This is a genomic window from Mycoplasma sp. CSL7503-lung, assembly GCF_025515455.1.
In the GTDB taxonomy this organism is placed as follows: Bacteria; Bacillota_I; Bacilli_A; order Mycoplasmatales; family Metamycoplasmataceae; genus Mycoplasmopsis.
The window spans coordinates 16,797-31,295 of sequence record NZ_JAOPHP010000002.1 but is presented as its reverse complement, the minus strand read 5'-3'; the positions used below and the strand labels follow the sequence as shown (position 1 = coordinate 31,295).

Below are 14,499 nucleotides of genomic sequence, written 5' to 3'. Positions count from 1 at the left end.
TAAAATAAGGAGAAAAAGATGAAAAATAAGTTATCATTAATCAAAAAAATAGCAGCTAGTTCATTGTTAATTTCACCGGTTTTATTAACAATAAGTTGTGAACCGCTCGATTTTTTATTAGGTAACAACGATTCGAAAGAAACGACAAAAACAGAATCAGGAATCGTAATAAAAAACGACGGAACTTCAAACACTTTTGATGCAAATAACGGATTTGATCAAACTCCAAAAGATAAAAATGATAATACAAACACTTCGAATGATAGTGCATCTACTAATAATTCTATTCCTAATGAAAATGACCAAAATAAACCTTTAGATGAAACAAAAACAGATTCAAATAATAATTCTGATAACAACAAAATAAGTGATAATAATTCAAAAAACGAAGAAGACGAAAAAGAAAATAAACCTTTAATTAAAGAGCTTACCGATATTAGCTTATTTCCTATTTTGAGAAATGAAACATCATATAATACCTCGATTTCAAACGAAGAATTATATAATGATTTAGTTGAATTGAACGATACTTCAATTACTAGTTTAGATGATATAAAAGAAATGAAAACAAATGATGGTCGTTTTTACTATGAATATCAAGATCCTTATACAAAAATATTTTTCAGAGATTTTTCGTATTATACAAATCAAAATGATCATAGATACCTACTAGGAAAAAGTGGTATTGTTAAATTAGCTCAAGAGTTTAAGAGAAAAATACCATTTGGTACAGAAGTTTTTGATCTTGATGGAATTAATATTAATGATTTTAAAATTATTGGTAAAAATGCGAATGGACTTTACATTCCTTCTACAAAAACAATTTATATTAATGGCTCTATTTTAAGCGAACAATCTTTTAATGAATATCAAAGAATAGGCGGTATTATGCCTACTGTTTTTCATGAATATATTCATCATTGAGCTACATCTTATGCAGAAACAGGTTTAGTTAGTGATCCTGAAGTTGAAGTTGAAAGTACAATTAATGATATCGATGGTAAAAAAAGAATTGATATTTATTATGATCCTAACTCAAATTCTAAGGATAATCATACCCATGGTTCAAGACAATATTGAAATGCTTTTTTTACAAATAAATTTTATAATTTATTAAATTACGATGTAGATAAAAAAGGTTTTATAGATTATGAAACTTTATCTTTATTTGGGGGTCCAGATTTAGCTCTTAGAACAGAATTAAGTTTTATGTATAGGAAGCTTTCTGCAAATGATTTATGAAATATTTCTAATTCAAAAACAGGTCCACAATATCTTAAAAATCCAGAGAATTATGTTAATTTATCATATTCTCCGAGTGAATCATTTAAATTAGATTATTCTAAAATTAAATACTATTATTCTCTTACTGAACTTTTACCTAGAGAATATTTAAAATTCGCTTATGAAGCCTACTTTAATATGAATCATGTAAATGAAGCATATGAAAATAGATTAACAAGCAAATCAAGTATTGGTTGATTTGGTCTCCATTCATATAAAGAAGATAACGGAGATAAAACTTTAATTTTCTCACCTTCAGCAAATGCTGATGATTGGAGTAAAGTATTTTTAAATAATTTCGATTCTTTTAGAAGACAATATATGTTTCAGGACGGTAAAATAGACCCTAATACTGGCGAGCCAAGATTAAGTGCTATAATGTACCCTACTTCAGTTTTTGATATTTCAACTTTTAAATATACCGAAAAAACAGGAGTTAATTATAACGGAAGATATATTATTGGTCAATTGCCAGAATATAAAACCAAAAGTAGATCAGAAGATTTTTATGAATTGTTTTTAAAAACAATGGGTTATGGTAAGACAATTTCACAAATTTATTTTGATAATAATTTTGAATGAGTTGGTTCAAACGGGGTTTCAATCGATGAGAAAAAAGCTAAAACAATAAAATTTACTGGATTTTTAGATAATAAAAATATTAGTGGTATAGTGCTTAAAGATTCTAATAATCAAATTTATAAAACAATAGGAATTCAATATTATGATTTATTTAATTTCTTTGGTCACAAAGATTTTGATCAAGGAGCAATATTGATAGATCCAAACACCAACACAAATACTGAGGATAGAGAAAATCAAATAGCAAATCGTTTATATCCAAAAAATAAAAATTATTATCAATATATAACAAAAGAGTTTGTTAATATTAAAAATAATTCTTTAATTTATTTATGAACAGATTTAAATAAAAACGGTATTGCAGAAGAAAATGAATTAGATAGCGAACAAATAACATTACCAGAACAAAGATGAGTATCATCGCAAAGGTCTAGCATAACAAATACTCAATTGCTTAAATACAAAGTCATAAAAGACGAAAATAATAGAACAAAAATAGAGGAATATATTTAATGAAATGAGACTTTAGTAAAGTCCAAATTGGACAAATGGTGAATATTCAAGCTTATAAACATAATGGAAAATTATACCGGCAATGATCTAATGCTAAAATAATTTTTCATAATAAAAGACATATAGTTCTTTCGTTAAAAGGCACTAGAGTTGTCGAAACTTCAAAAAATTATAAAGGTTGAAAATATAAAGAAGATGCGATTTGATTTTTTCCAAAAGATAGTTTATATAATACCATTGTTTTAATCAAGAGAAAATTAGGGTATTCGTATTATACAAATTTAGCTTCAAGACCTATCTTTGAAGATAATACAATTAAATTTATTGATTATGATTTAGATATAAAAAGCTATCCTAATAGAGATTTACAAATTGTTGATAAAGAAGAGTTTAAAGAGAATTCTAAATTGTATAATTATCCTGAACAATTAAAAAAAGATATTTATAATGAATTAACGGAAGTGATTACTCTATATAATAAAGATGAATATTTTTTTAACGAAGGAATTATTGCATATTATTTAGAATTGATGTTAAAAGATAAATTAATTGACTTAAAAACATATAATATATATACTAAAAAATATAAAAATAGCTATAGTGAAGAAACAGAAATGTTTAATAAATTAAATAAATATTTAAAATATTAGTTGACACTTTTGGTGTTGACTTATTTTTATATAATGTGTCCAGATTCTTTGATTAAAACATAAAATTCTGACCTTATTTTTCTATCTAAATTATAATCAGCAAGTTGTAAGTATTTATCAAAATTATGAAATAAAGATCAATAAGCATTAAGTTCTAAGTTTGTTTTTATATAAATATGACCATGCTTATTACAAATAAAACCACCTTCAGAAGCTTGAAAATCAATTAAATTTTTTCTTGAACCACAAATTCTACATTTATTAAAAATTGGTACAATACCAAAATAAACAGTGCTTTGAACATAAATAAAAGTAACAAATTTATCAGAGTTTTGAACATCAAATTTATCAAAATAATCTTTATAAGAATCGAATAAATGATTTGCAAAATTGAAGTTTAAAAATATATTTTTTATCCTTAAAAATGAACTATTTTTTTTCTTATTTGTTATATCGAAAAAATGAGTAATTGTTACTTTCTTTAGACGGCCAATTTTATCTTTTAATCTACTTGGAAAATATTCGATTTCAACGATTGAACCCGGTATTAAATTTGCTCTATTTTTGGAAGAGGTCTTATTCAGACCTTGAGCAAAAAGTCTTAACATACCTTTGCGTGTAAAGAACGAAACTATAAATCCATTTTCTTCTATTTGTTTTATTTCTAAAACTACTCCAAATTTAATGCTAATAGGCATAAAACTCCTTTTTTCACTAATATTTTACTAGAATTAAATTTTATTAAAAAATTAATAATGTTGTAAAATATAAATAATACTTAAATAAGTACTTATTTACTTTTTATATACTAGAATAGAGGTTTTAAGTGGAAATAAAACAAGCAAGCGAATTATTTTTTAAAATAATCACTTCAATTCCTGGTATTCATGCAATTCATGAATTATCAAATGATGAGAAAATTACAAAAGATATTGATGATGATAATCTAGAATTAATTGACCGTATTTTTGCTTACGAAAGTACTCCTAATGTTTTTAATTTTAAGTTAGCTATAACTGTTTTAGAAGGTATAAATGTTAACTCGTTAAATACTGACTTGTATAAAAGGGTACAAAGGGCTTTTAAAAAAAATAAAATCTCGTTAGATAAATTAATAATAATTGTTAAAGGAGTTAAATAATGAGTAAAAAAACAATTAATTTAACTGGTTATAAATTTGCACAAGCTGTCATTTCTGGTGCAACGGCACTACAAAATGCAAAAAATCAAATCGATGCTATGAATGTTTTTCCTGTTCCCGACGGAGATACTGGTACTAATATGTCGTCAACTGCCTACGCAGCAGTCGAACTTTTAAATTCATACGATGAAAATATTGATATTGCTACTGTTACCAAAGAATTAGCTCATAGTATGTTATTTGCAGCTAGAGGTAATTCGGGGGTAATTTTAAGCCAAATTTTTAAAGGGTTTGCAGAAGCTTGCAAAAATAAAAAAACATTAAATTTAGACTCATTATTAAAAGCTTTTAGAAGTGCTACTGAAGCAGCATATAAATCTGTTTTTAAACCTGTTGAAGGTACAATGCTTACTGTTATTAGAGAAACAACAGAAGATTTAGAAAGAGAGTTTTATCGTTTTGATAGTAGTAGAGTTACATTGAATGAATTTTGATCAAAACTTTTGAAGTTTATGCGTGAGAGTTGTGATGAAACTCCTAATAAACTTAAAACTTTACGTGAAGTTGGGGTTACCGATAGTGGTGGAGAAGGTTTATTTAAAATATTTTGAGGTATAAATGAGTATTTTAATGGTAGACCAGTTAAATTAGAAGAAAATGAAAATGTTAACGTTTTTTTAAGTAGTGAAGAAGTTTATAATGGAGAATTCGGTTATTGTACCGAGGTTTTAGTTGATTTAGATAAACCAAAAGATTTTAATAAAGAAGCTTTCACAAAAAAACTTGAAATGATTGCAAATTCTCTAGTTGTAGTAAATGATGATAATATTTTAAAGGTTCATGGACATACAATTAAACCTGGAGATATGCTTAACTTTGTTCAAGAATTTGGTGAATTTATAAAAATAAAATCAGAAAATATGACACTTCAAGCGAATGGTTCAAGAGAAAACGCTAAAGTTATAAAAAGTAATTTAGAAAACTCGAAAAGAAATTTATGTGGAGTAGTATCATGTAACTTAGGTTCAGGCATTATTCAACGAATGAAGGATTTGGGTGCTGATTTTGTTGTAGAATCAGGCCAAACTCAAAATCCTTCAGCTCAAGATTTAATTAATGCGATCGATTCGGTTAATGCTGATACAGTCTTTATTTTACCTAATAATTCAAATGTTATTTTGGTTGCTCAACAAGCTGCTCAAGTTGTTCGCGATAAAAATATTATTGTTATACCAACAAAAACACAAGTGCAAGGTTTAAGTGCAATTTTAAATTTTAATCCTGAAACAAGTGCTGAAGATAATAAAGAATTGATGGAAGAGTCAATAGAATTAGTTTCAACTGGAGAAATAACAAAAGCAGTTAGAAATACTAAGATAAATGGTATAAAAGTTAAAGTAGATGATTATCTAACAATACTAAATGGTAAAATTGTAAATTCTAATAAAAATATTACAAATTCATTAAGAGATCTAGTATCTAGAATGATTCAAGATGATAGTCAACTTGTAAGTATTTATTATGGTGAAGATGGTAACATAAACGAAGCTAACGAATTAAGTAATTATATTGAATCAAATTATGAAGTTGAAGTTCAAGTTATTGATGGTAGCCAACCAAATTATTCTTATTTAATAGGAGTGGAATAATATGGAATTTAAATATAAAATAGCTTTGGATGCTAACGGATTAGACTTCGGTTCTATTGAAGCTTTAGAAGGCTCAAAAATATTTATTAAGAATAACCCAGACACCGAAATACACTTGGTCGGTGATTTTGAAAACATAGATGTTAGTTCATTACCCAAAAATATTAAAATTTATCAAAATAACATAAAATCAGTTAACCCAAGAGATATACGTCAAGTGATGCGAGAAAATATTTCTATTAATGAAGCAATAGATTTAGTTAGAAATAATGTTGCTCAAGGTGTTATTTCTGGTGGTGATAGTGGTTCTTATTTAGCTTCTTTAACTTTTAAGTTAAAAAGACTTGAAAATGTTTCTAGACCTGCTTTTATGGGTATGGCTTATTCTATAAGAAATGAAATATTACTAATGCTAGACATTGGAGCAAGTTTAGAGGCTAAACCAGAATATTATCTTGAATGAGCAAAATTAGCTAATAGGTTTTATAAAGTTATGTATAAAGTTGAACAACCTAAAATTACTTTATTAAATATAGGTATCGAAGAATATAAGGGTACTCAAATTTTAAGGGATGCACATGAATTATTAAAAAATGAAACTTTTAATTATATTGGATTTTCAGAACCAAGAGAATTATTACAAGGTAAATATCAAATTGCCTTGACAGACGGTTATGGTGGTAATTTAGTTACAAAAAGTTATGAAGGCGCATTATTAACATTTAAAGATGCGTTAAAAATCCATATTAAAAATAGTTTAATTAGCAAAATTGGAGCTTTATTAATGAAGGGTGCATTTAAAAAAGTAGCTAAAACTTTTGATTATAGAAATATTGCATCTGCATGAGTTATAGGAGTTAATGCTCCTGCAATTAAAATTCACGGAGCTAGCGATCGAAAAGCCGTTTTAGTAGCACTAAATAATATGAAAAATGCATTAGAATTTGATTTAATGTCTCATTTAAAAGGTTAATTATGGAAGTTAAAATAGATAAAGAAAAAAATGAACAAATATTAGCTAAATTATTACCTTTTATAAAGGGATTCAAAAATGATTATAATTTAAAGATTTCAGAATCTTATGCCAAAAAATTAATTAAATGATTTATTAAAAATTTTTATTATGTTCCTAATGATATTCATTATTACATTTTAGCAACTACTCATAAATCTTTTGATCCTAAAGATGAAACAAAAAAAACTAATTACGAGAGATTAGAATTTTTAGGTGATGCTTTTTTACAATTGTATACTTCAGATTTAATTTTTAAAAATTTTAAAAATCTAAGTCAAGGAGAATTAACAAGATTGAGAGCAGATATAGTTAACACAAAAACTTTAGCTAAGGCATCGGATAAAATGAAGTTGATTAATATTTTAAGAACCGGCAATGGTAGAATGGAAGAAGAAGTCAAAAATTCATTAAAAGTTAAGGCAGATACTTTCGAAGCTATAGTTGGTGCTATTTATATTGACTTAGGAATAGAATTTGCAAGTAATTTTATTTTTGAACATTTAATTAAAGAAAATATGGAGCATAAAGTTGTAAACAGCAATGAAAAATTAGTCACTGATGAAAATTTAATGTTTACAACTGAAAAAGATCCTAAAACACAGTTACAAGAATATTTTCAAAACATAGATAAAAGAAATATTACTTATGAGACCAAAGAAGAAAATGATAAAATTTTTGTAGCAAAAGCTATAAAAGACGGTATTGTTTATGGTGTAGGTTCTGGAAGCTCTAAAAAAAGAGCTGAAATCGAAGCTGCTAAAGATGCTTTAAAAAAGCTATATAAATATTAGGAGAAAAATGAAATTAATTAAGTTTGAAGCACATGGATTTAAGTCATTTGCAGACCCAATTGTGTTGCGTTTTGATGGTGGTGTTGCCGGGATCGTTGGTCCAAATGGTTCTGGTAAAAGTAATATTAATGATGCTATACGTTGAGTTTTAGGTGAACAAAGTTCAAAAGAATTGCGTGGAGATTCTATGCAAGATGTAATTTTTGCAGGTTCTAAAACAGTTCAACCTATGCAAAAAGCAACTGTATCTCTTACATTTGATAATAGAAAAGGTGAAAGTTCTATTCAAAGTGAGTATATTAAAATTACTCGTTCTCTTGAACGTGGAAAAGGTATTAACGAATATTTTATTAACGATCAAAAAGCTTTACACAAAGAGATTAAAGCTTTAGCGATGGAAACTGGTATTGGTAAAAGTTCTCTTGCGATTATTTCTCAAGGTACTGTTTCTGATATCGCAAATTCTTCTGAAGAAGAAAGAAGAAGAATTTTTGAAGAAGCTGCGGGTGTTTCTAAATATAAATTACGTAAGCATGAAGCTACTTTAAAATTAGATAGTTCTGAACGTTCTCTTGATATTTTAGATGCCAAAATTAAAGAAATGGACAGGCAATTAAAACCTTTAAGAGAAGCCGCAGAAAAAGCCAAAAAGTATAAAGAAAAAGTGGATGAATTACGTTCTGTTGAAATTGGTTATTTGGCACATGAGATTGAACGTAATGAAAAAATATATTTAGATTTATCTGAAGAATTAGTTGGGGTAGAAGAAACTAAATTATCTTACAATAAAGAAATTCAAGAATCTGAAGAAAAAATATCAAATAAAAGAGATGAAGTTGTTGGATTAGAAGATGAAATTAATACTTTAACAAGTAAAAAAGAAGCTCTTTCAACAGAAATTCAAATTATTGATAAAACAATAACTGAAAATAACCTTCTTAGAGAAATGAAGGTTAATGGTCAAGGGAACTTTAACGAAGAAGAAAGAATCCAAGCTGTAATCGAAGAAGCAACAATAGCTGAAAAGAAAATTAAATATCTTGAAGATAGCTACAACTCAGTTGTAAAAGAAAAAAAAGAAACATTTGATCTTATTGATGAATATCGTAGAAAATTCAATGATTATGAACGTAAAATAAATAATACTACAAATCAAATTATTTCTATTGAAACAAGATTGAAATTACTTGTTGAAAAGAAAAATAAACAAACTAACCTACACCAAGGAACCAAAAATATTGTTCAAAACAAACATGTTTTCAGAGGTTATATAGGTTTAGTTAGTGAGTTATTTACTGTTGAACAAGAATTTATACCTGCAATTGATGTTATTTTAAAAGCAGCCGCACAAAATATTGTTGTTGAAAATTCTGATGTTGCTGTTAAGGCTATTAATTATCTTAAAGCAAACGACGGTGGAAGAGCTACTTTTATTCCTTTGGCATCTATAAAAGGGAAAACTGTAAGAGATGATTATTTATTGGTTTTACGTAACAATCCTGGATTTATTGGTTTAGCCAAAGATTTAGTTACTATCGATGATAAATATAGAGTTTTAAATGAATTTTTACTAGGTAATATTATTGTCGTTTCAGACATTAAAGTAGCAACTCAAATTTCTAATTTAGTTGAGAAAAAATATATGGTTGTTACAAAAGAAGGTGATATCATCAGAGTAGGTGGTGTTATGCATGGTGGAACCAAGGATATTGCAAGTGATTTAATCGGCTTAGACGGACAAATTAATCAGTTAAAAGAAATTATTCCTGGGCACAAACAAATTGTTGAAAACTTAAGAAAAGAAAAAGATAATTTAATTCAATTAATCGAAAGTGAACAAACTAAACATAATTCTCTTGATACTCGTGAATCATTAATGAGAGTTGAAATTCAAAAAGAAGTTGAAAAGTTAAAAAAATATAAATCAACAATTGCATTTTCAGATTTGAATAAAACTCAAAAAGTTGTAGAAGGTAACGTTTCTGCAGAAACTAAACTTATAGAGCTTGAAAATGAATTAAAAATAATTAATTTTGATCTTGAAACAAAATCAAAAATTAGAAATAAAATTAATGCCGATATAGTTTCTATAGAAGAGGTTAGAAAAAGAACACAAAAAATGTTGAATACATTACTTAACTCTTTCTTAGAAAAAGAAAAAGCAAAAACAAAGGCTGAAAACTTATTTAACATACATAAAGATAGATTAGGTTCATTCTATTCAATTACTTTAGAAAATGCTAAAAATAATTTTCCATTAACAATGTCTGTTGAAGCTGCAAAAGAATTGGTTTATGATTTAAGACATGAAATTGAAGAAATTGGTAATGTAAACTTAAATTCTATAACTGAGTTAGAAGAACTCGAAAAAAGATTTGATGAATATACAAGTAACTATAACGAAGTTAAAGAAGCTAAAAATATTTTAATAGAAGCTATAAAAGATCTAGATAATAATATCATTAATCGTTTAACTAAAATTGTTGATGATGTTAATGTTGAAATGGATGCTGTTTTCCGTTCAATGCTAGGTGGTGGAAAAGCATATGTAGAGTTTATTGATCCTAAAAATATTTTAGAAAGTGGAATTAGTATCTTTGCACAACCTCCTGGAAAAACAGTTAAAAATTTAAAACTATTTTCAGGTGGTGAAAAAGCTTTAATTGCTATTTCATTATTGTTTGCAATACTTAAAGCAAGACCACTTCCTCTTTGTATTTTAGATGAGGTTGAAGCAGCTTTAGATGAGTCTAATGTTGTTAGATATGCAGAATATTTACAAAAACTAAAAGAACAAACTCAATTCTTAGTTATTACTCATAGAACCGGAACAATGGCAAGAGTAGATAGCTTATTCGGTGCAACAATGCAAAGAAGAGGTGTTACAAGTTTCTTTAGTGTTAAACTTGAAGATGCTAAAAAATTAACAGAAGTAGACCAATAAGCTAATTGAAATTTATATTAAAAACATCATAATCAACTGTTATGATGTTTTTAATAATTTTTATTTTTTAGTTATATTATAAATTAGTTTGGCTAATTCTTCTTTTTCCATATCTTCATAGCCGAAAATATTTAATTTCTTAGCAATATCATTTAATTGTTCTCTTGGTAGTTCGATAATTTTCTTGTAATTTTCTGAATTTGTATAGTCATCTTTAGAATGTGAATTTCTATTATTGGAATTTCTTTCTTCCTCAGATGAATTAGTTGCATTAAACGAAGAAGGCCCAAAAGGATTGTTACTTCTTATGTTTTCCATAAATGCTTTTTGATATTCTTCCATTGTTTTTACATATTCAATATACTTGAATGCTCTTTGTATTTTATTTAATTTACCATGCAAGAAGAAGATAATTACCATAAATATCACTAAAGACAATATATTAAAAATTAATGAAATTATTGATAAATAATTATTACCTATAGTAGCAAAAGCATTTTGTGTTATCGAAACAATAAAACCAATTATTTTTCAAATTGCTAATCCATAATATATTAATTGTACTCATGAACTAATATGTTTAAAGTTTTTGTTTTTATAGCTCTTAAATACTGACATAATGTATGAAACATTCATAGCTATTAATGATATTGTATAAAAAGTTTGTTGAATTAGCTCGCTATTATAGTAAGCTATTGGTTCTCCAAGTTGTTTATTATTTTTAATTGACTCGCTTATTAATAATAAGTATTGTTCTTTTGAAACTAATAATATTATAAACCAACTAAATCATATTAAACTTAACAATGTTATTGCTAAAGTGTACAAAATAAAATAAATTCTAAAATCTTTTTTTTCGTGTTTTCATAATTCATCGGTTGTTTTGATGTTTTTATATTTCTCATTTCAATTTTGATTAAACATTATAGTGTCCTTTCGCTTTTTAAGAATTCATCAAAGTCGAATGATGATGCATTAAATTCTTTTGGGGTTTTTGAAAATAATTCAATTTTCTTTTGTGTAATAGGATGCATAAATTCTAGTTTATAAGCATGTAATCTTTGTCCGAAATCATCTACTTTTTTACCATAGACAGGGTCACCGTAAATTGGATTTCCAATGTATTTTAAATGTACTCTAATTTGGTGTGTTCTACCTGTTTCTAATTCGCACTTAACTAGTGTTTTAGGCATTTTATCAATGTAGAAAGTTGATAATTTTTCAACTCAAGTAATTGCGTGTTTTGAATTAGTATTTGTTATTGCCATTTTTTGTCTATCATTAGCACTTCTACCAATTGGAAGGTCTAATTTTAATTTTTTATTTTCAATAATTCCATCACAAATTGCTATATATTTTCTATTTATTTCGTGATTAGCAAATTTTTCTGCCAATAATTGGTGTACTTGATTATTTTTAGCTATTATTAATAAACCACTAGTATCTTTATCGATTCTGTGGACGATACCAGGTCTCAAAACTCCACTTTCATTTGAAAGATTATTTTTAAAATGATACAATAATCCATTTACTAATGTTCCGTTTGGGTGTCCAGGAGATGGATGAACAACTAGTCCACTTGGTTTATCTATAACAGAAATATATTCATCGTCATATACTATATCAAGTTCCATTTGTTCCGGTTCAATATTAATTTCTTTATCAATAACCTTCATTATTTTAATTATTTGATCTTCTCTAACTACAAATTTAGGTTTATTGACGGCAACATCGTCTACTAAAATAGCATGTTCATCAATTAAAATTTTAATATCATTACGTGAAATGTTTGTATTATTTGAGATATATTTATCTATTCTTTCTTTATATTCTACTTTTAATTCAATCATATATTAAATTATACATTAAAAAGGCATATTTTTAAGTTCAATATCAAGGTATTAAAGTTTTCGTTTTTGTATAAAAATTTAAAGCAAATATTTTTTATTAATGTTCATTTATTGGGTTTAATGATAATTAATGCTAATTTACAAATAATAATTTAAACACATTATTATTCAAATTAAGGTATTATGTATTTTCGCTATTTATTGTTAGTTTATCTTAACAAGCAAAAAATATACATATCAACTAACTAAATTAATAACATAAAATATAACATCTAAATGGTATAATTAAAACATGGTAGGATTTTTAGAAAAAAGAATGCAAAAAGCACTTGAAAAAGTGTCTAAAAAAATAAAGTTAGATGAAGCCGATTTAGTAGCAGTTACAAGAGAAATAAAAATGGCGTTGTTAGAAGCCGATGTTAACTTGCAAGTTGTAAAAGAATTCATAAAGAACGTTAAACAAAAAGTTCTTGATCAAGAGTTGATTGGAAAATTAAATCCTTCTCAACAATTTATTAAAATTTTACATGAAGAATTGGTTTCTATTTTAGGTAATAAAGTTCAAGAGTTTAAAATAGAAAAAAAACCATATATTATAATGATGTGTGGTTTACAAGGTTCTGGTAAAACTACAGCAACTGCAAAATTAGCTTATTATTTTAGAAAGAAAAAACATATTCAAAAGCCATTAGTTGTTGCTGCGGATATTTATAGACCAGCAGCAGTGGAACAATTAGTCACTCTTGCTAAAAGTATACAAGCTGACTTTTATGAACAAGGGGTTAATAATCCTGTTTCAGAAATTGTTGCAAATGCTCTAAAACACGCTAAAGAAAATGATAACGATTTAATTATTCTAGATACAGCGGGTCGTCTTTCTATTGATGAGCCTTTAATGAATGAATTACAAGAAGTTAAGAAAATTGCACATCCAGATGAAATTTTCTTTGTTGCGGATTCATTAAGTGGCCAAGATATAATAAATGTAGCAAAAACATTCCATGAAAAATTAAAATTAACAGGTTCTATAATAACTAAATTAGATTCTGATGCTAGAGGTGGTGCAGCGTTTTCATTAAGATATATTCTTAATTTACCAATTCGTTTTACAGGTACCGGAGAAAAAATTGGTAATTTAGATTTATTTTATCCAGAACGTATGGCAGATAGAATTTTAGGAATGGGTGATGTTATGTCATTGATCGAACATGCTCAAGATAACATCGATCAAGATAAAATGACTAACATGGTTAAAAAGATTTTATCAGGAAGTTTTACTCTAGACGATCTAATGGAGCAAATTAAACAAGTAAAAAATTTAGGTAAATTTTCAAAAATACTTAAAATGCTTCCAGGAAATTTATCTTCGAGAGTAAATGAAGATCAAGTTGAAAAAGCTGAAGAAAAAATGAGAGTATTTCAAATTTTAATTTCATCAATGACTAAAAAAGAAAGAAATAATCCAAGGTTACTTAGACAAGCTTCTAGAAAAGAAAGAATATTGAAAGGTTCTGGTAGAACACCCCAAGAATTTAATAAACTTTTAAGTGACTTTGATTCTATGGTTAAGCAAATGAGTGAAATGGCTAAAAGTTTCAAAAAAACTGGTGGTTTCGGCGGTTTTGGTTTCTAAACTAAAAAGGGTGTAGGCCCTTTTTATTATTGAAAAAATAACTTTTTAGTTAAAAAATAATTTTTTCAAATTGTAAAAAAACTTTTAAAAAATTATTTTACGTGTATAATAATGGTATGAAAAAAGCGTTACAATGAGACTTTATGATTATTATTAACGAAATTATGAATATTAATATTATTCGCATTCGTTAGTTTTATCATTAAAATTTTGTTGTACTAATTATGTATGCATAACAGATTTTAATGTATAAATTGAAATCTGTTATGTCTATAGAGGAGCTACTAATATTAGTAATCAATTGAGCTGGCAAGCATTGATATTGATGAAAGGATATAGTGGCCGAAACTTGCTTAATGGCGATTAAGTTAGTTGGTAGAAAAGCATAAAAGATTTCTACTCTTTGGTTTAACCATTGGTGCTATAGACTTACATTTCTTTAAATTA

Annotated in this window: 11 protein-coding genes and 1 riboswitch; of the genes, 8 read left to right on the top strand and 3 right to left on the bottom strand. The window is 26.5% G+C overall.

Going from position 1 to position 14,499, the window contains the following annotated elements; genetic code table 4:
• The first annotated feature begins 18 nt into the window (after positions 1-18).
• Entirely contained in the window at positions 19-2,379 is a 2,361-nt protein-coding gene (locus N9R85_RS00430) for an MYPU_1760 family metalloprotease (RefSeq protein WP_262858114.1), read from the top strand.
• The gene (locus N9R85_RS00425) at positions 2,379-3,029 is read left to right on the top strand and encodes a DUF402 domain-containing protein (RefSeq protein WP_262858113.1); all 651 of its coding nucleotides are present in this window, start codon (positions 2,379-2,381) and stop codon (positions 3,027-3,029) included. The genes N9R85_RS00430 and N9R85_RS00425 overlap by 1 nt, the downstream gene beginning before the upstream one ends.
• Positions 3,030-3,055: 26 nt before the next feature.
• On the opposite strand, the gene recO is transcribed toward N9R85_RS00425, so the two are convergent.
• Positions 3,056-3,727: a DNA repair protein RecO gene (gene recO / locus N9R85_RS00420; protein ID WP_262858112.1), complete on the bottom strand. Its 672-nt coding sequence runs from the start codon at positions 3,725-3,727 to the stop codon at positions 3,056-3,058.
• Positions 3,728-3,855: 128 nt separating this feature from the next.
• On the opposite strand from recO, the gene N9R85_RS00415 reads away from it, so the two are divergent.
• Genes N9R85_RS00415 through N9R85_RS00395 form a run of 5 tightly spaced genes read left to right on the top strand, consistent with a single transcriptional unit; the run spans position 3,856 to position 10,569 of the window.
• The gene (locus N9R85_RS00415) at positions 3,856-4,170 is read left to right on the top strand and encodes a hypothetical protein (RefSeq protein WP_262858111.1); all 315 of its coding nucleotides are present in this window, start codon (positions 3,856-3,858) and stop codon (positions 4,168-4,170) included.
• A complete protein-coding gene (locus tag N9R85_RS00410; RefSeq protein WP_262858110.1) occupies positions 4,170-5,819 on the top strand; it encodes a DAK2 domain-containing protein in 1,650 nt (549 codons plus the stop codon). The genes N9R85_RS00415 and N9R85_RS00410 overlap by 1 nt, the downstream gene beginning before the upstream one ends.
• Before the next feature lies 1 nt (position 5,820).
• Positions 5,821-6,792 (top strand): phosphate acyltransferase PlsX, encoded by a 972-nt coding sequence (gene plsX, locus N9R85_RS00405; protein ID WP_262858109.1) that lies wholly within the window; start codon positions 5,821-5,823, stop codon positions 6,790-6,792.
• A 2-nt stretch (positions 6,793-6,794) separates the two neighbouring features.
• A complete protein-coding gene (gene rnc, locus N9R85_RS00400; protein WP_262858108.1) occupies positions 6,795-7,625 on the top strand; it encodes a ribonuclease III in 831 nt (276 codons plus the stop codon).
• A gap of 7 nt (positions 7,626-7,632) precedes the next feature.
• Complete coding sequence (locus N9R85_RS00395) at positions 7,633-10,569, top strand: AAA family ATPase (protein WP_262858107.1); 2,937 nt, start codon at positions 7,633-7,635, stop codon at positions 10,567-10,569.
• A gap of 60 nt (positions 10,570-10,629) precedes the next feature.
• Here N9R85_RS00395 and N9R85_RS00390 read toward each other — a convergent pair whose 3' ends face one another.
• Positions 10,630-11,493: a hypothetical protein gene (locus N9R85_RS00390; protein ID WP_262858106.1), complete on the bottom strand. Its 864-nt coding sequence runs from the start codon at positions 11,491-11,493 to the stop codon at positions 10,630-10,632.
• A complete protein-coding gene (locus tag N9R85_RS00385; RefSeq protein ID WP_216489750.1) occupies positions 11,493-12,419 on the bottom strand; it encodes an RluA family pseudouridine synthase in 927 nt (308 codons plus the stop codon). Before N9R85_RS00385 ends, N9R85_RS00390 begins: the two co-directional genes overlap by 1 nt.
• A 292-nt stretch (positions 12,420-12,711) precedes the next feature.
• Here N9R85_RS00385 and ffh point away from each other — a divergent pair, with 292 nt between their 5' ends.
• Positions 12,712-14,052 carry a signal recognition particle protein gene (ffh, locus tag N9R85_RS00380; protein ID WP_205852297.1) on the top strand — a complete coding sequence of 447 codons (1,341 nt, stop codon included), beginning with the start codon at positions 12,712-12,714 and terminating at the stop codon, positions 14,050-14,052.
• 265 nt (positions 14,053-14,317) lie between these two features.
• Positions 14,318-14,484: riboswitch (Lysine riboswitch) on the top strand.
• The last annotated feature ends 15 nt before the right edge of the window (positions 14,485-14,499 follow it).